Source organism: Mycobacterium sp. 050272 (genome assembly GCF_039023525.1).
Lineage (GTDB): Bacteria > Actinomycetota > Actinomycetes > Mycobacteriales > Mycobacteriaceae > Mycobacterium.
Genome location: NZ_JBCHKV010000023.1, coordinates 14,737 through 31,922, shown reverse-complemented (window position 1 = coordinate 31,922; position 17,186 = coordinate 14,737). Strand labels below are relative to the sequence as shown.

General features: G+C 66.9%; 18 protein-coding genes and 1 pseudogene. 8 read left to right on the top strand and 11 right to left on the bottom strand.

Going from position 1 to position 17,186, the window contains the following annotated elements:
• The first annotated feature begins 5 nt into the window (after window positions 1-5).
• Window positions 6-1,931 carry an alanine racemase gene (locus tag AAHS21_RS28685; protein ID WP_342930820.1) on the top strand — a complete coding sequence of 642 codons (1,926 nt, stop codon included), beginning with the start codon at window positions 6-8 and terminating at the stop codon, window positions 1,929-1,931.
• Window positions 1,932-1,941: 10 nt separating this feature from the next.
• On the opposite strand, the gene AAHS21_RS28680 is transcribed toward AAHS21_RS28685, so the two are convergent.
• The 7 genes from AAHS21_RS28680 to AAHS21_RS28650 form a co-directional block, all read right to left on the bottom strand.
• Window positions 1,942-2,409 (bottom strand): DUF350 domain-containing protein, encoded by a 468-nt coding sequence (locus AAHS21_RS28680; protein WP_342930819.1) that lies wholly within the window; start codon window positions 2,407-2,409, stop codon window positions 1,942-1,944.
• Between the two features lie 32 nt (window positions 2,410-2,441).
• Window positions 2,442-3,608 carry a glutathionylspermidine synthase family protein gene (locus AAHS21_RS28675; RefSeq protein ID WP_342930818.1) on the bottom strand — a complete coding sequence of 389 codons (1,167 nt, stop codon included), beginning with the start codon at window positions 3,606-3,608 and terminating at the stop codon, window positions 2,442-2,444.
• On the bottom strand, window positions 3,605-4,285 hold the full coding sequence (locus tag AAHS21_RS28670) for a hypothetical protein (protein ID WP_342930817.1): 681 nt from the start codon (window positions 4,283-4,285) through the stop codon (window positions 3,605-3,607). The genes AAHS21_RS28675 and AAHS21_RS28670 overlap by 4 nt, the downstream gene beginning before the upstream one ends.
• A gap of 100 nt (window positions 4,286-4,385) precedes the next feature.
• Window positions 4,386-5,213 (bottom strand): HAD family hydrolase, encoded by an 828-nt coding sequence (locus AAHS21_RS28665; RefSeq protein WP_342930816.1) that lies wholly within the window; start codon window positions 5,211-5,213, stop codon window positions 4,386-4,388.
• Window positions 5,214-5,258: 45 nt separating this feature from the next.
• Window positions 5,259-6,044 (bottom strand): lysophospholipid acyltransferase family protein, encoded by a 786-nt coding sequence (locus tag AAHS21_RS28660; protein WP_342930815.1) that lies wholly within the window; start codon window positions 6,042-6,044, stop codon window positions 5,259-5,261.
• Between the two features lie 21 nt (window positions 6,045-6,065).
• Complete coding sequence (locus tag AAHS21_RS28655) at window positions 6,066-6,815, bottom strand: 1-acyl-sn-glycerol-3-phosphate acyltransferase (protein WP_342930814.1); 750 nt, start codon at window positions 6,813-6,815, stop codon at window positions 6,066-6,068.
• 6 nt (window positions 6,816-6,821) lie between these two features.
• The gene (locus AAHS21_RS28650; RefSeq protein WP_342930813.1) at window positions 6,822-7,589 is read right to left on the bottom strand and encodes a 1-acyl-sn-glycerol-3-phosphate acyltransferase; all 768 of its coding nucleotides are present in this window, start codon (window positions 7,587-7,589) and stop codon (window positions 6,822-6,824) included.
• Between the two features lie 60 nt (window positions 7,590-7,649).
• On the opposite strand from AAHS21_RS28650, the gene AAHS21_RS28645 reads away from it, so the two are divergent.
• From AAHS21_RS28645 to AAHS21_RS28635, 3 genes are all read left to right on the top strand, one after another.
• Window positions 7,650-8,375, top strand: coding sequence for a phosphotransferase (locus AAHS21_RS28645; RefSeq protein ID WP_342930812.1), 726 nt, complete (start codon window positions 7,650-7,652; stop codon window positions 8,373-8,375).
• 79 nt (window positions 8,376-8,454) lie between these two features.
• Window positions 8,455-10,005 (top strand): MBL fold metallo-hydrolase, encoded by a 1,551-nt coding sequence (locus tag AAHS21_RS28640; RefSeq protein ID WP_342930811.1) that lies wholly within the window; start codon window positions 8,455-8,457, stop codon window positions 10,003-10,005.
• Window positions 10,002-10,331: a hypothetical protein gene (locus tag AAHS21_RS28635; RefSeq protein WP_342930810.1), complete on the top strand. Its 330-nt coding sequence runs from the start codon at window positions 10,002-10,004 to the stop codon at window positions 10,329-10,331. The genes AAHS21_RS28640 and AAHS21_RS28635 overlap by 4 nt, the downstream gene beginning before the upstream one ends.
• On the opposite strand, the gene AAHS21_RS28630 is transcribed toward AAHS21_RS28635, so the two are convergent.
• Together AAHS21_RS28630 and AAHS21_RS28625 are read right to left on the bottom strand one after the other, a co-directional pair.
• Complete coding sequence (locus tag AAHS21_RS28630; protein WP_342930809.1) at window positions 10,328-11,884, bottom strand: NAD(P)/FAD-dependent oxidoreductase; 1,557 nt, start codon at window positions 11,882-11,884, stop codon at window positions 10,328-10,330. The two genes, AAHS21_RS28635 and AAHS21_RS28630, sit on opposite strands and share 4 nt — an antisense overlap.
• A 49-nt stretch (window positions 11,885-11,933) precedes the next feature.
• A complete protein-coding gene (locus AAHS21_RS28625) occupies window positions 11,934-12,581 on the bottom strand; it encodes a TetR/AcrR family transcriptional regulator (protein ID WP_342930808.1) in 648 nt (215 codons plus the stop codon).
• A gap of 69 nt (window positions 12,582-12,650) precedes the next feature.
• Here AAHS21_RS28625 and AAHS21_RS28620 point away from each other — a divergent pair, with 69 nt between their 5' ends.
• Window positions 12,651-13,136 carry a DUF2834 domain-containing protein gene (locus tag AAHS21_RS28620; protein ID WP_096290617.1) on the top strand — a complete coding sequence of 162 codons (486 nt, stop codon included), beginning with the start codon at window positions 12,651-12,653 and terminating at the stop codon, window positions 13,134-13,136.
• On the opposite strand, the gene serS is transcribed toward AAHS21_RS28620, so the two are convergent.
• Window positions 13,133-14,386, bottom strand: a complete 1,254-nt coding sequence (gene serS / locus AAHS21_RS28615) for a serine--tRNA ligase (RefSeq protein ID WP_342930807.1) — start codon at window positions 14,384-14,386, stop codon at window positions 13,133-13,135. The two genes, AAHS21_RS28620 and serS, sit on opposite strands and share 4 nt — an antisense overlap.
• Before the next feature lie 122 nt (window positions 14,387-14,508).
• Here serS and AAHS21_RS28610 point away from each other — a divergent pair, with 122 nt between their 5' ends.
• The 3 genes and pseudogenes from AAHS21_RS28610 to AAHS21_RS28600 all read left to right on the top strand — a co-directional run bounded on the left by AAHS21_RS28610 (window position 14,509) and on the right by AAHS21_RS28600 (window position 16,497).
• Window positions 14,509-15,876 carry a septum formation family protein gene (locus tag AAHS21_RS28610; protein WP_342930806.1) on the top strand — a complete coding sequence of 456 codons (1,368 nt, stop codon included), beginning with the start codon at window positions 14,509-14,511 and terminating at the stop codon, window positions 15,874-15,876.
• Window positions 15,877-15,880: 4 nt separating this feature from the next.
• Window positions 15,881-16,309, top strand: a pseudogene (locus tag AAHS21_RS28605) (metallopeptidase family protein).
• On the top strand, window positions 16,306-16,497 hold the full coding sequence (locus AAHS21_RS28600) for a hypothetical protein (RefSeq protein WP_090597839.1): 192 nt from the start codon (window positions 16,306-16,308) through the stop codon (window positions 16,495-16,497). Before AAHS21_RS28605 ends, AAHS21_RS28600 begins: the two are co-directional and overlap by 4 nt.
• On the opposite strand, the gene AAHS21_RS28595 is transcribed toward AAHS21_RS28600, so the two are convergent.
• Window positions 16,498-17,184, bottom strand: coding sequence for a histidine phosphatase family protein (locus AAHS21_RS28595; protein ID WP_342930805.1), 687 nt, complete (start codon window positions 17,182-17,184; stop codon window positions 16,498-16,500).
• Window positions 17,185-17,186 lie beyond the last annotated feature (2 nt).

Genomic DNA, 17,186 nt, shown 5'->3' with positions numbered 1-17,186 from the left:
GACCTGTGCCCGAGACGCCGTATCTGAGCATCGATCTGGGTCGCGTGCGCAAGAACTTCCAGGCGATGCGCGCCGCGTTTCCCCAGGCGCAGGTCCGTTACGCGGTCAAGGCGAACCCCGCCGAACCGATCCTGCGCCTGCTGGCCGCTCAGGGCTGCGCTTTCGACGTCGCATCGGTCGGTGAGATCGACACGTGCGGCTCCGCCGGAATCGACGGCAGCCTGCTGACGTTCGGGAACCCCGTCAAGAAGCCCGCCGACATCGCCCGGGCACACGCGCGCGGCGTGCGGCGGTTCGCGTTCGATACCGAACAAGGACTCGACGCCATCGCCGAACACGCGCCGGCCGCGGCGGTGGAATGCCGTATCGCGCCCGACTTTCCGTCGTCGGTGACCCCATTCGGCCACAAGTTCGGCTGCACCCCGGATGCCGCCGCCGAATTGCTGAACCGGGCCGCGCGACTGGGACTTCGCCCCGAGGGCGTGTGTTTTCACGTCGGGTCACAGCAACTGGACCCCTCGGCGTGGGAGCTCGGAATACGTTGTGCCGCTGCCATCTTCGACGAAATAGGTGAAATCGGAACGATCAACATCGGGGGCGGTTACCCGTTGGCGTACGCGGTCGGCGCACCGGACCTCGACGTCATCGCCGAGGCCGCCCACACGGCACTGGCCCGCCACTTCGGCGCGAACCCGCCGCAGCTGGCTATCGAACCCGGGCGGGCGATCGCGGGTTCGGCAGGCACGATCAGCTGCGAGGTGGTGGCGGTGCGCACGGGCACCGATACCCGGCGCTGGGTGTATCTCGACATCGGCCGCTACGGCGGCCTCGCCGAGACCGAAAACGAGTACATCCGGTACCGCCTGCGCACCGGCCGCGATGGCGATCCCATCGGCGACGCGGTAATCGCGGGTCCTACCTGCGACGGCGACGATGTGCTGTATCAGAGCTATCCGCTTCCGGTCACCCTGAGCCCCGGCGACCGCATCGAGATCGCCGATGCCGGCGCGTACACGGCGAGCTATTCCTCCGTCCAGTTCAATGGGTTTCCCTCGCTGCCAACATATTTCGACGATCCCTCCGACAACCGGTGGGAGGTCGCCGAACCGCTGGCGCCGGGGCTGACCCGGGTCTGGGACCTCGCCGAGGTCATCTGCGACGTCGACACCCAATTCCAGAACCTGGTGATCGGCCGCACCCGGCAGGGCGTGTCGTTGTTCAGCGACGGCGAACGTCAGAGCACCGAATTCAGTCAGCTGGTCTACCACGAGGCACTGCTGGTACCGGCGCTGCTGTTGGCCGGCCGGATCGAGCGCGTGCTCGTCATCGGCTCGGGCGAGGGCGTGGTCTGCCAGCAAGCCGTGTCCGCGGGCGCCGTCCACGTCGATCACGTCGACATCGATCGCGAGGCGGTGCGGCTGTGCGCGCGACACCTGCCCTACGGCTACACGGTGGACGAACTACGCAGGGCGGAAACAGGTTCCGGTCCGGTTGCCATGCACTATTGCGACGGTTGGGAATTCGTCGAGCGCGTCACCACGCAATACGACGTCGTGGTGATCGATCTTCCCGACGAACGCACCGAGGCGGCCCAGCACAATCGGCTTTACGGCACCGAGTTCCTGCGACGCTGCGCGAGTATCGGCAGGGTGATCGCCGCCCAGGCCGGCTGTCCTACCTTGTGGCGCAACGAATCGCTGCGCGCGTCGTGGCAGCGATTTCGCGAAACCTTCCCAACCGTCGTTTATTTCGGTAGCGACGAACATGAATGGGCGTTTCTTTGCGGGCTGACCGAGGCCTGTGACCACCCCGTCGCAGCGATGTCGGCGCGCTTGCCGACGCTGCCGTACCGACCTCAGACCATCGATGCGGACGCCCTCACCGCATCCACAGTGCCACCAAAGAGCCTGCGGGACAGCGCCTCCCGCTAGGCGGTTGCCGTCAGAGGATCGCGACCGCCACCACGATGCCCAGCGCCACCTGTGCGGCGGCCACCATCAGCGCCTCATAATTGAACTCGTCGGAGTTGAACAACACATCCATGTCGATGCCGATCACCATGGTCGCGATCCGCATCATCACCACCTGGGCGACGATGCCCACCAGTCCGAAGACCGCCGATCCCACCAAGCCTTCGGCCAGCTTTCCAGACGACGAGTAGATCGCCAGCACCACGATCAACGCCATGCTGACCATGCCCGCCGCGGACACGATGATCGCGTTCGGCTTTCCCGCGTTGACCATCCTGCGCAGCGGGCCCGGCGTGGTGAGGTCGATGGCGTAGAACCCGACCAGCATCAGGATCAGCCCGACGATCGCGTACAAGATGATGGCGCCGGCGCCACGGCCGAGCACCGCCCAATAACCGTGGTCCCAATAGCCCGAATTCAGCGCCACGATGTTTGTCATCGACGATCAACTCCGTTCACTTGCTCAGAAGTTCACTTCTGGGGGATCCGGTGTGGGACAAAGGCTGCGCCGTCGTCGGTGATCAGGCCCGCGGTCTCGCGGATGCCGAGGCCGGCGGCGGTATCGCCGACGATCCACGCGCCCAACGCGGGCCGCATATCGTCGAATTCCGGTAGCGGGTCCAGCAGCTGATAGACGTATCCCTCTTCGCCGTAGACACCGCCCGTCGCGGTTTGCATGCCGGCGCCGACGACGGTGATGTTCGCGCCTTCACGCCCCAGCTTGGGTTTACGGACGTATTCGGTCAGCTCGTGCGGATCGTCGATGTAGGCGGGCAACAGGTTCGGGTGGCCCGGATACATCTCCCACAAGATGCCGAGAATCGCCTTGTTGGACAACAACGTCTTCCACAGCGGTTCGATCCACGCCGTCTGCGGCAGGCTGGACACCACGTTCTTGCCGAACTCGTCGTCGAGCACCCACTCCCACGGGTAGAGCTTGAAGACCGAGTGGATCGGTGACTCTTCCAGGTCGACGAAGCGTTTCAGCGCGGAGTCCCAGCCGATGTCCTCGATCGTCAGGCCGACGGTCGCAAAGCCCGCCTCCGCGGCGGTTTCCTGCATGTAGGTGGTCGTGATCTGGTCCTCGCCGGTGGCCTCCATGCCCGACCAACTCAGGTGGAGCTCGTCGTTGGGCAACAGATCGCGCAGCTGCTTCCACCGGTCGACCAGCTGTTCGTGCAAGGAGTTCCACTGGTCGTCGCCGGGGAAGCAGTCCTTGAGCCAATACCATTGCAGGATAGCGGCTTCCAGTAGTGTCGTCGGCGTATCGGCGTTGTACTCGAGCAGCACCGCCGGTCGCCGGCCGTCGTAGCGTAAATCGAAGCGGCCGTACACGTGTGGGTCCGACCGCCGCCACGACTCGGCAATCGGCTGCCAACTCCACTCCGGCAGACCGAATTCCGCGTAGCGCTCCATCAGCACTACCTGCTCGACGGCGTTCAGGCACATCGAGTGCAGCAGTTCGACATCGGCTTCCAGCGCCAGGATCTCGTCCATCTCGAACTCGTAATACACCGATTCGTCCCAGTACGGGCGGTCGCGGCCCCTGGCGTCACGCGCGGGCGTTCCATACACCAGGCCTTGCGATTCGACGATCGTCTGCCAGTTCGGCCGCGGCCGCTGTCTGGCGCGCTTCACGATCCGCTGCTCTTCCCGGGCGACGAGCCGCCCAGGCCGCCGCGCGAAATGCTGCTCCCCGACTTGGTGGTGATGTTGGCGCCCTTGGGGGCGGTCGTCGTCCCACCGCTCGGTCGCGAACCCACCGAGCCCGAACTGCCGTAGTAGTAACGGTATTGGTGCCCGCCGTAGAAGAAGAAGCCGTTGAGTCCCTCGGTGTGGCCGGTGCAGTAACTGTCCGGCACGATCACCGGCTGACCGCTCGGATCGTCCTGGACGCACTGGGCGGTGACGGTCGCCGGCTCCGACAACATCCAGTATCCGAGGCCGGCCACCAGGCCCACCACGCCCACGGCGGCCGCGGCGCCCATCAACACCCGGCGCTGGTGGCGGCGCTTCTCCTCGGCGGCTAGCCGCGCCTCTTCCAGCTCCTTCTGCTGCTTTTCGTACTTGGCCCGGGCCCGCTGTTCAGCCGGTGTGGGCGGGCGTGGCTTCGTCGTCGCCGCGTCCTGGAACTCCATGCTGCCGCCGGACGGGAAGCGTCCGGAGTCGTCCTGGTGCGCGGGTTGCTCGGCCTCGTCGCTGCCGGCGAGCTTGTCCGGCTCCGCCTCCGGCTTATCGCCGAGTTCGGCATCCACATCGTCGGGCTTGTCGTCGATGGGCTCACCACCCTTCGGCGGCTCGTCTTGCGACCCCACTAGAACACCTGACGAGGGGCGACGGGCCGGAAGGCGGGCACGCGGGCAGTCTGCCACATTTGCTGAGGCTTCGGCAGAGATCAGCACCGGCGCGGCCGGGCTAGCCCCACCACCGTTCCAGAACGCGTCCGACGCCGTCGTCGCTGTTGCGCGCGGTGATCTCGTTGGCGGCGGCAAGCACATCGGGGTGGGCATTGCCCATGGCCACACCGTGACCGGCCCACCGCAGCATCGGCAGGTCGTTGGGCATGTCCCCGAACGCCACCACTTCGTCGCTGACGATCTCCAGCGGCCGGGCGATCTCCTCGATGCCGGTGGCCTTGCTGATTCCCAGCGGCACCACCTCCACCAGGCCGTTATTGGTGGAGTAGGTGATGTCGCCCTCCACGCCGACGTGCTTGGCCAGCTCGGCGGCCATGTCCGCACTGCGGGCACCGGCCTTGCGGATCAACAGTTTGATGGCCGGCGCGCTGAGCAGGTCTTCGATCGACACCTCGGTGTTGTCGGGATTCAGCCATGCGTGCTCATAGCCCGGCGAGCTGACGAACTGCGGGGTCGCCGTGTCGTGGGCACTGTGGCCGATCCGCTCCACCGCCAGACCGGCCCCCGGTATCACGCGGGTCGCCAGCTCGGCCAATTCGGCCAGGGTGTCGACGGGCAGCGTGCGCGTCGACACCACGTGGTCGGTGGCGGGGTCGTAGATGACGGCGCCGTTGGCGCACACGGCCATCGGCGCGAAGCCCAGCTCGTCGACGATGGGACGAATCCAGCGTGGCGGGCGACCAGTCGCCACAATGAATTTGGCGCCGGCGGCCACGGCGGCGCGCACCGCCGCCCGAGTACGCGGGGTGATGGTTTCGTCGTCGTCGAATAGGGTGCCGTCGACGTCGCAGGCGATAAGCGCCGGCCGCGAAGTCGGCGCCGTCATTGAGCCGTCACTCAGGCGATCCGCCCGCCGGGCCGGTCGCCCTCGTCAATGCCGTCCGCTTTGCTTCTCGCCCGGCCGGGTGACTCCGTCGGTCCCGTACTTCAGGGCCCGCTGCTGCAGTTCGACCAGCCGGATCTGCTGGGAGTCATCGCGGTTCGGTGCGCCACCGCCCAGGCGCTGCGGCACCCAGAACTCGCCCGGCGGATGCGGATACTCCTCCTGCACCCGGTAGAGCAACTCGTTCAACGCCCCGCGCAGCGTCGCGTTGAGTTGCTCGACGGAACCGTGCGGAGCAATCGGGCGCCCGGCGGACACCGTGATCGGAATCTTATTGCGGAACACCTTCTTTGGATGATCCTTCGGCCAAATCCGGTGTGCGCCCCAGACAATCAGCGGGACGATCGGCACCTGCGCGTCCAACGCCATGCGCGCGGCACCGGACTTGAATTCCCGCAGTTCGAAACTGCGGCTGATGGTGGCCTCGGGGTGCATCCCGATCAGTTCGCCAGCCCGCAGTCGCTGTACCGCCGTCGCGAAGGCGTCATGCCCGTTGCGCCGGTCCACCGGAATGAGCCTGGCGTGCTTGATCACGTAGTCGACGGCCTTCACGTCGGCCATTTCGGCCTTGATCATGAAGTACATCCGCCGGCCCCGTTCCCGCGCGGCGAACAACGACGGGAGCCAGTCCAGGTAGCTGGTGTGGTTCTGCGCGCTCAGCGCCGGGCCGCGCTGCGGAATGTTCTCCAGCCCGTGGAACGTGAACTTGGTCCCGTTCATCGCGACGAGCGGGGGAACGATCAATTCGCCGAACCGGTAAAACCCCTCTGCCATGTCTTCTCCTCCGCAGTAAGGCTACTGGCGCGGCGTGCGGTTCGCCGCACGCGCCGCGGCCTCGTCCGCCTCGATCTGCGCCGCCTCGGCCATCGTCGGCGCCCCACCGCCCAGCCGGTGCGGGACCCAGAATTCCCCGACCGGGTGCGGATACTGCTGCTGCGCCTCGTAGAGCAGCTTGGTCATCGCCTCGCGCAGCGCGTCGTCGGTCTGGGCGATGTCGTCGTCGGCGTGCAGCGGCGGTCCCACCCGTACGGTGATCGGCACCTTATTCCGGCCGATGCTGCGGGGATGGTCCTTGGTCCAGATCCGGTGCGCACCCCAGACGATGACGGGGACGATCGGGACGTTGGCTTCGCGGGCCATCCGGGCCGCACCCGTCTTGAACTCCTTGAGTTCGAAACTGCGGCTGATGGTGGCCTCGGGATATACCCCGACCAGCTCCCCCTCGCGAAGCCGCTGCACGGCCACCGCGTAGGCGCCCGAGCCGGCGTTGCGGTCCACCGGAATGGTGTGGGTGCGCTTGATCAGAAAGTTGACCACCTTCACCTGCTGCATCTCGGCCTTGATCATGAACCGCAGCCGACGCCGGCGCCGGCGCATGGCCAGCCCGGCCGGCAGCCAGTCGACGTAGCTGGTGTGGTTGATCGCGACCACCGCACCCCCGCGATCGGGGATGTTCTCGACCCCGCCGTAGCTGATCCTGGTGCCCGAGGCGAAGACTCCCAGCCGGGACAGGATCTCCAACGTGCGATAGGTCGGCTCCACCATCGGCGGCTACTCCGGCGCCCCCGCGGCTTGGGCCCGCCGCGCTGCCCGCGCGGCCGCCTCCTCGGCGTCCATCCGAGCGGCTTCAGCCAGGGATGGGGCGCCACCGCCCAACCGGCGCGGCACCCAGAATTCGCCGGCCGGGTGCGGTCCGTACTGCTCCTGCGCTCGTTCCAGCAAATGCTGCATCCGCGAGTGCAGCAGCCCCCGCAGCTCCGGCACACCCAGCGTGGGTTCGATCGGCTCGCCGACCAGCACCGTGATCGGTACCTTCGGGCGAAGGAGCTTCTTCGGGTGGCCCTTGGTCCAGATCCGCTGCGCACCCCAGACGATGTGCGGAACGATCGGCACCCCGGCCTCCACGGCCATCCGCGCGGCACCGCTCTTGCATTCCTTGATCTCGAAACTGCGGCTGATCGTCGCTTCGGGGTAGACGCCGACCAGCTCGCCGTCCTTGAGGTTGCGCACGGCCGCCTCGTAGGACGCGGCCCCGTCCTGCCGATCCACCGGAATGTGGCGCAGGCTGCGCATGATGGGACCGGTGATCTTGTCGTCGAACACCTCTTGCTTGGCCATGAACCGCACTTTGCGGCCGAGGCCCTGCTCATACGCCGGCAGCCCAGCGAACGTGAAGTCGAGGTAGCCGGTGTGGTTGATCGCGATCACCGCGCCGCCACTGGTCGGTAGATTCTCGACGCCGGAGACAGTGATCTTCAGGCCCTGGAGACGCCAGACCAGGCGAGCAAGCGCAATGACCGTCCCGTATACCGGTTCCACAGGTTGTCAGCCTAGTGCGCCCGACTGTGAGCCGCCTGAAGTGGTGAAAAGAGGTGACCCGTGAGCTTTCCTTCGTCGCCGCCGGCGGTACCCGCGATCGTCGAGAACCTCGCCGCCGGCCGGCCCGTTCGCGCGGTCTGGGTCAACGAGGAAAGCGGGGTGACCTTCCGGCTCGGCCAGGCCGGTTCCGGCCCGGAATTCGTCAAGACAGCTAACGCACGCGGCACCGACTTCGCCGCCGAAGCGCGGCGGCTGCGCTGGGCGGCCCGGCATGTGGCGGTGCCGCAGGTGCTCGGATTCGGGGTCGACGACGACCGCGCCTGGCTGCACACCCGCGGGCTGGCGGGACTGTCCGCGGTGCACCCACGGTGGCTGGCGGCCCCGGAGATGGCGGTGCGTGCGATCGGTGCCGGGCTGCGTGACCTGCACGACGGATTGCCGACGGCCACATACCCTTTCGAATGGTCGCCGGCCGGCCGGCTGGCCGCCCTGCCCCGCGCCGTCCGCAGCCGCGTCGGCGAACCGCCGCCGGTCGATCGGCTGGTGGTCTGCCACGGTGACGCGTGTGCACCCAACACCCTGATCGATGACGGCGGCCGTTGTTGCGGTCACGTCGACGTCGGCGACCTCGGGGTGGCGGATCGATGGGCCGATCTGGCAGTCGCGACGCTCTCGCTGGGCTGGAACTATCCCGGCCGGAATTGGGAGTCGGAGTTCTTCACCGCCTATGGCGTCGAGCCAGACCCCGTGCGCATCGACTACTACCGGCGACTGTGGCAGGCCTAGAACCAACCCGAGATATCACCTCGGACAGCACCTCACGCTAAGCTCAAAGGGATTCGACAGAACCCTTCGAAAGGCATTTGTGCAGGTCACGAGCGTCGGCCACGCCGGATTTCTGATCCAAACCCGGGCGGGCAGCATTCTGTGCGATCCCTGGGTCAATCCGGCCTACTTCGCGTCATGGTTCCCGTTCCCCGACAACACCGCGCTGGACTGGGACAGCCTCGGCAACTGCGAATACCTGTATGTCTCACATCTGCACAAGGACCACTTCGACGCGAACCTGCTGCGCGATCACGTCAACAAGGACGCGGTGGTGCTACTGCCCGACTTCCCCGTGCCGGACCTTCGAAATGAACTGCAGGAAATAGGTTTTCACCGGTTCTTCGAGACCAGCGACTCGGTCACGCACCACGTCAGCGGACCCAAGGGTGACCTGGACGTCATGGTCGTCGCACTGCGGGCACCCGCCGACGGCCCGATCGGCGACTCGGCCCTCGTCGTGTCCGACGGCGAGACAACGCTTTTCAACATGAACGACGCCCGCCCAGTCGATCTGGACATGCTGGCGACCGAGTTCGGGCATATCGACGTCCACCTGCTGCAGTATTCCGGGGCGATCTGGTATCCGATGGTCTACGACATGCCGGCCCGGGCCAAGGCGGCGTTCGGTACCCAGAAGCGGCAGCGCCAAATGGATCGCGCCCGCCAGTACATCGCGCAGGTGGGTGCGACTTGGGTGGTGCCGTCGGCGGGACCGCCATGCTTTTTGGACCCAGAGTTGCGCCACCTCAACGACGACCACGGTGATCCGGCCAACATCTTCCCGGACCAACTGGTGTTCTTGGACCAAATGCGCCGCCACGGGCACGAACGCGGCCTGCTGATGATTCCGGGATCCGTCGCGGATTTCACTGGCAGGTCGCTGAATTCGCTACGGCATCCATTACCCGACGAAGACGTGGAGGCCATCTTCACCACGGGCAAGGCGGCCTATATCGCCGACTATGCCGAACGGATGGCCCCGGTGTTGGCCGCCGAACGGGCCGGCTGGGCACCCGCGGCCGGCGAGCCGCTGCTGGAACCGCTGCGCGCATTGTTCGAGCCGATCATGCTGCAGAGCGACGAGATCTGCGACGGCATCGGCTACCCGGTCGAGCTGGTGATCGGCTCTGAGACGGTGGTCCTCGACTTCCCGAAAAGGATTGTCCGCGAACGCATTGCGCATGAGAAGTTCCGCTACGGCTTTGCGATCGCCCCCGAGTTGGTGCGCACCGTGCTGCGCGATCGGGAACCGGACTGGGTCAACACCATCTTCTTGTCCACGCGTTTCCGGGCGTGGCGGGTCGGCGGCTACAACGAATACCTGTACACCTTCTTCAAGTGCCTGACCGACGAACGCATCGCCTACGCCGACGGCTGGTTCGCCGAAACGCATGACGACTCCGCGTCGATCACCATGGACGGCTGGGAGATTGCGCGCCGCTGCCCCCACCTCAAGGCCGATCTGTCGAAATTCGGTGTGATCGAGGGTGACACCCTCACCTGTAATCTGCATGGCTGGCAGTGGCGGCTCGACAACGGCCGCTGCCTGACCACCCGCGGTCACGAGCTGCGGAGCCGCCGGGTATGACCGATACCTACGACGACGGCCTGGTACAGCTGGACCGGGCGGCGATCACGTTGCGGCGCTACCACTTTCCTGACGGCACGTCGAAGATCATCGCACTGGGCTCGATCCGCGCATACAAATCCCAGCCGCTGGGCTGGTTCACGGCCCGGTTCACCCTGTGGGGCGGTACCGACCCGCGCTATTGGCTGCCGCTGGACGTGCAACGACCACTGCGGTCGACGCTGATCACCCTGGACATCCGCGCCCGGCCGAACCCGGCGTTCACCCCGGCGCGCCCGGCCGAATTCATCGCCCTGCTCGACGAGTTGCTGGCCCGGCTCGGCTAGCGGTCTTCCAGCGCCGCATGCGCGGCGTTGTAGCCAGGGGTGAAGGTGATCCCGGGTCCGCCGTGACAACCCGCACTGCCCAGGTACAGTCCCTTGATCGGGATCGGTTGGCCGAGAAAGCCTCTCGGACCCGGCCGATTGGGACCGATCTGGTTCGCGTTCAACAGGCCGTGGCAGTAGTCGCCGCCGGGGGCACCGAACATCACCCCCATGTGCTTGGGCGTGAAGGTGGTGTGCCGGATGATGCTGCGTTCGAAATTCGGTGCGAGCCGGGTGATCTTGTCGATGACCCGCTGACCCATCTCGATTTTCGCCTGCCCGTAATCAACATCGCCCTCGATCGGGAAGAACAGCGCGAATGCCGAAGCGGCGTGCTTGCCGTCCGGCGCCAGGTCCGGGTCGTTCTGCGACGGGATCTGCAGCACCACCGTCGGGTCGGCCGGAACGATGCCGCGGCGGGCGTCCTCCCACTGCTGCTGGACTTCTTCCGGCGTGCAGAACAGCCCGATGGAGGCCTGCATGGCCCGGTCGTTGAGCATCTCGTAGGGTGCCGCGAATTCGGGCGCATCGTCCAGTGCGAAGTGCATCTGCAAGTAGCTGCCGCGGTGATCGATGCGCGCATAGCGTTCCCGGATATCGGCGGGCAACTCGGCGGGATCGACCATCTCGTTGAGTGTGACGTCCGGCGCGACGCCCGACACCACGATCGGGGCGTTGAATGTCTCGCCCGCCTCGGTGCGGACTCCGGTGACTTGTCCGTCGGCGACCAGAATGTCGGTCACCTTGGTGCGCAACCGAACTTCGCCGCCGTGGCTCTCGAACACCTCGCGCAGATGAGCGGTCAGTGCGCCGATGCCCCCGCACAGCTTCTTCATCTGCATGGTGTCGCCTTCGGGAACGCCGAGTCCGAAGGCAAGCGCGGCAGCACTTCCCGGCGTGGACGGCCCGCGGTAGAGCGTGTTGACGGCCAGCACGGTCATCGAGCCGCGGATCGCACCGAACTTCTCGCGGTCGGGCAGGTACCGGTCCAACACGTCGGTGACCGATCCGAACAGTATGTCGTCGATCGCTGAGCGCTCGAATTCGTTTGTGGCACAGGCATACATCTCGTCGATGCTCTTGGGCGGCGTCCCGGCTTCGAATCGGCCCAACGCGCGGCACGGCGCTTGAGCCCATCCCATCAGCCCCGCCATCCCGTTGACGGCCTCCGCCCCGTGCACCTCGTTGAGGTGGGTGAACAGCTTGATCGGATCGCTGTACTGGATCAGCGGATCGTCGCCGACACCACGCACGGCCACCGACATGACGTCCAGGTCGATCGTCGGCATGGCGTCCAGGCCCAGCTCGCGGACCACCTCGGACGACGTCGGGAACAGCACCGAGCCGGCGATCTCGAACTGGTACCCGTCGAACAGCTCTACGGTGGACGCCATGCCGCCCGCGTAGAGCTTGGGGTCCAGGCACAGCGTGCGCAGTCCCGCCTTTTGCAGCAGCACGGCCGCGGTGAGCCCGTTGTGCCCTGCACCGATAACGATCGCGTCATAGTCAGTCATATGCCTGCCCTCCGGAAAGGAGGCTCGCACGGGCGCAAAGTTTTGTCAATTATGACGAAACTCGCCGCGCAGCGGCCGAGCTCCACGAGTCGGTGATTCCCGCACGCAGCGACTCGAGCGCGCCATGACACAGCCGCGCGAGTTCACCCAATGACCGGTCGTCGCTGTCCATCCAGACTTCCATCGCGCCGAACACCGCGGCCGCGATGCACCGCGCGGTCACCGCGGTGCGTACCTGTTCGTCCACCGTCAGATGCGCGGTGCCGTTGGTCCCGCCGCTGCGCCGGTTTAGTTGCGCGCCAATGGCATCGGCGAAGTCGGCCTGGACCTCACGGATGTGGCGAACGATGCGGCCGGGGTCGAGTTCGTCGTGGCGCAGGGCGGCGATTTTGGTCACCGCGTCGACGTCATAGGGGAACGCGAAAACGGCCGACTGCACCGAATCGATGATCGCCTCGCCCGCCGGCCGGGCATCCAGGGCCGCGCGAAACCAGTGCAGCCCGGTGTAGTCCGCGAAGAGCAAGTCGTGCTTGGACGTGAAGTGCCGATAGAACGTGCGCAGCGATACCCCGGCGTCGGCGGCAATTTGTTCGGCCGACGTGTCTTCCACGCCCTGGGCCAGGAATCGCACCACCGCAGCCTGCCGCAACGCATCGCGGGTGCGCTCGCTGCGTGCCGTCTGGGCGGGCCGAACCATTTCAGTAAGGTACCAAGAAATGTTGTGTCATTATTGACAAAACTTCGCGGCGGGGGCGAGACTGCGCCCATGGTCTCCCTCATCACCCACGCGGTACTCGGACTCGCGGTCATCATCTGGATCGTCCGGTCGAACTCGACGGTCTTCGCCCGGCCCGCCACCGGCGGATTCTTCTCTCCGATGGAAATCGTCTACTACGTCGTCGGGATCGCGTCGGTCGCGCTCGGCTGGTACTTCAACATCACCTACGTGGCGGAGTACTCGCACGGATCCACCAACCCGCTGTGGGGCGAACACGGGAGCTGGGCCGAATACATCAAGCTGATGTTCACCAACCCCGCGGCCAGCTCGGCCAGCCAGGACTACACGATCGCCAATGTCGTTCTGCTGCCGATCTTTACCATTGTGGACGGCTATCGCCGCGGGTATAAGCGTCCCTGGCTGTACTTCGTGTCCAGCCTGTTCACCAGCTTCGCGTTCGCGTTCGCGTTCTACTTCGCGACGATGGAACGGCAGCGCCGCCACGAACAAGAGCGCGCGACGGTCAACGCCTAGGGCTCCAACACCTCGGTCCCGACGAACGGCACCAGGGCGGCGGGCACCCGCACGCTGCCGTCGGGCCGCTGGTGGTTCTCCAGGATGGACACCAGCCAGCGGGTGGTGCCGAGTGTCCCGTTGAGCGTCGCGGCGATCTGCGGCTTGCCTCCCGCGTCGCGGTAGCGGGTGGCCAGCCGGCGCGCCTGGAACGTGGTGCAGTTCGACGTCGACGTCAGCTCGCGGTAGGTCTGCTGGGTGGGCACCCACGCCTCACAGTCGAACTTGCGAGCGGCCGACGACCCGAGATCGCCCGCGGCCACGTCGATTACCCGGTACGGCACCTCGATGCGCGCCAGCATCTCACGCTGCCAGCCCAGCAGCCGCTGGTGTTCGGCCTCGGCCTCGCCGGGCGTGCAGTAGACGAAACCTTCGACCTTGTCGAACTGATGCACCCGGATGATGCCGCGGGTGTCCTTGCCGTAGCTGCCCGCTTCCCGGCGGAAACACGACGACCAGCCCGCGTACCGCAGCGGACCGCCGGACAGGTCCAGGATCTCGTCGGAGTGATAGCCCGCCAACGGCACCTCCGAGGTACCGACCAGGTAGAGGTCGTCGGCCTCGACCCGGTAGATCTCATCGGCGTGGGCGCCCAGGAATCCGGTGCCCGCCATCACCTCGGGCCGCACCAGCACCGGCGGGATCATCGGGACGAATCCGTTCTCCACGGCCAGCCGCAGCGCCAGCTGCAGCAGGCCGAGCTGCAACAGCGCACCCTTGCCGGTCAGGAAGTAGAACCTCGAGCCGGACACCTTGGCGCCGCGCGCCATGTCGATCAGGCCCAGCGACTCACCCAGCTCCAGGTGATCCTTCGGGTTCTCGATCGCCGGCGGCTCACCGACGACGTCGAGAACCGCGAAATCGGCCTCCCCGCCCGCGGGCACCCCGTCGATGACGACGTTCGAGATCGCCATGTGCGCGGCGGTGAACGCGGCCTCCGCGTCGGCCTGGGCGGTCTCGGCGGCCTTCACCTCATCGGCGAGCTCCTTGGCGCGCGCCAACAGCGCCGGTCGCTCCTCGGGCGACGCCTTGCCCACGCTCTTGCTGGCGGCCTTCTGGTCGGCGCGCAGCGTGTCGGCCGTCGAGATCGCGGCCCGGCGGGCCGCGTCGGCCGTCAGCAGCGCATCGACCAGCGCCGGATCCTCACCGCGGCTGAGTTGGGAGCGGCGCACGGCGTCGGGGTCTTCCCGGAGCAGCTTGAGGTCGATCACGGCCGCAAGATTACTTTCGGCTCGGCACCCGTCGCGCGGGAGCACCCGACAGAGCTAACCCCAGGACTCACATGTGTAACGTTTGTCACGTTCGCCCGAGCGTCCTGTCAGAATGGGAGGCGATGTCGGACACCCTCGAGACGGAAGTCGCCGCACCCGGCCCGCCCACCGCTGAGGCGGAGCAGCCGCCGGCCGGCTTCCAGTTGCCGCGAACCCTGCAGGCGACCGCGACCCGACGGGCGCTGCTCCTGTTCGCGCTCGGCGGGCTGTTGATCGCCGGCCTGGTAACCGCGCTGCCGGTCGGCGGGGCGGGGCAGGGCAGGCTTGCCGGCTACCTCGACAGCAACCCGGTACCCAGCACCGGAGCTAAGACCGACGCCGCCTTCAACCGCGCCAAGACCGGCGACTGCCTGATGTGGCCGGACGTCACGCCGGAGTCCGCGAGCATCGTCAAGTGCACCGACGACCACAAGTTCGAGGTCGCCGAATCCATCGACATGCGCACCTTCCCCGGTTCGGAATACGGCCCCAACGCCGCGCCGCCGTCGCCGGCTCGCATCCAGCAGATCAGCCAGGAGCAGTGCGAGGCCGCGGTGCGCCGCTACCTCGGGCCCAAGTACGATCCCAACAGCAAATTCAGCGTCAGCCTGTTGTGGGCCGGTGACCGGGCGTGGCGTCAGTCCGGGGAACGCCGCATGCTGTGCGGCCTGCAGATGCCCGGTGCGAACAACGAACAGGCCTCTTTCAAGGGCAAGGTCGCCGACGTCGACCAGTCCAAGGTGTGGCCCGCCGGCACCTGCCTGGGCATCGACTCGACCGCCAACCAGCCCATCGACGTCCCGGTCGACTGCAAGGCGCCGCACGCGATGGAGGTCACCGGCACGGTGAACCTGGCCGAGAAGTTCACCGGGCCGCTGCCGGCCGAGCCCGAGCAGGACGGCTACATCAAGGACGCCTGCACCAAGATGACCGACGCCTATCTCACGCCGATCAAATTGCGCACCACCACGCTGACGCTGATCTACCCCACCGTGGCGCTGCCGAGCTGGTCGGCGGGTAGTCGTGAGGTCGCCTGCAGCATCGGCGCCACCCTGGGTAACGGGGGCTGGGCCACCCTGGTCAACAGCGCCAAGGGTCAACTGCTGATCAACGGTATGGCCCCGGTGCCGCCGCCCGACATTCCCGAAGAGCGCCTCACGATGCCGCAGATGCCGCAGATTCCGGTCCAGACGCCGGCGAGCCCGCCGCAGCAGTCCAACTCTGCGCCGGAGATGCCGCCGGGCAATCAGCACCTGCCGCAGCAGCAGCCGGTCGTGACGCCGCCCCGGGCGACCACCCAGGCCCCGGCCAGCCAAGCGCCGCAAGATGTTCCGGCACCTCCGGCCGACAACGGTGCACCGCCGGCCGGTAACCAAGCGCCACCGCCCATGCCGGACGCACCCCCACCGGGCGCACCGCCCGCGCCAGCCGAGCCAGCGCCGGCGGGTTAGCCGGATGACCGTGCGGATGGATCCGCAACGGTTCGACGAACTGGTCTCCGACGCGCTCGATCTGATTCCCGCCCAGCTGGCCGCCGCGATGGACAACGTCGTCATCCTCGTCGAGGATCGCCACCCCGAGGAGCCCGAACTGCTGGGGCTCTACGAAGGAGTGGCGTTGACCGAGCGCGACTCCGACTACGGCGGATCGCTACCGGACGCCATCACGATCTACCGCGAGGCACTGCTGGACATCTGCGACTCCGAAGACCACGTCGTCGAGGAAGTGGCAATCACCGTGATCCACGAAATCGCCCACCATTTCGGCATCGACGACGACCGGCTGGAAGAACTGGGGTGGGGTTGACGATTCCCGCAAATCCGCCGATCTTCTCCGCGCGGCAGCGCGGATTTGTCGTCCCCTGGTGCTAGGAACGGCTTATGAGCGCAGAATGCCGCGACTGCCGGGCAGGCCTGGAACACTGCCACGGCACCATTATTCGCCACTCGCTGCGCCGTTCGGAGTGCACCGAGCCGGACTGCGTCAGCCCCGAGCTGCTGGCGCACACGTTCGTCATCGACTGCGACGCCGTCGGCTGCACCTGCACCGAATTGGTGGCGCTGGCGGTCTGATCAGCCCATTGGATCGGTGCCCGAGTGCACCGCGTCGGCGACGGGCGTCGCCTCGGGTTCGGGATAGAACGGCGGCGTCAGGGTTCCCCACCGCACACAGCTCCACCGCCCATCGGTGATCGGGGCCAGCACCACCGACTCGGCATTGCCCAGATGATTGTCCAGCGCGAAGCCGGCGTCTACTCCGGCGAGCACGGCCGATACCAGCCGGATCGCCGCGCCATGGCTGACGACGACGATGTCACCCGTCCACGCGTGGTCGTCGAGGTAGCGCATCCGCAGGTCGGTCAGCACCGGGACGTAGCGGTCCAGCACCTCGTTGGCGGTTTCGCCGCCGGGTAGCGGCACGTCGAGTTCGCCGTGCTGCCAGCGCTCGTAGATGGCGTTGAACTCCGCGACTGCCTCGTCGTCGTTGCGGTTCTCCAGTTCGCCGACCTGTACCTCGTGGATCCCGGCGAATTCGCGCGGAGCGACGTCGACCTGGGTTCCGATCACCGCGGCCGTCTGCGACGCCCGGTTGGCCACCGAGTGCGCGAGCAGCGCCGGCCGCCCGGCCTCGAGCGCGAACGCCCGGGCCTGGTCGCGCCCGGTCGGGGTCAGATCCGTCCCGGGCGGCCGGGTGTCCAGCCGCCGCTCGACATTGCCGAAGGATTGGCCGTGCCGAAGCAGCACCAACCGACCACTCATCG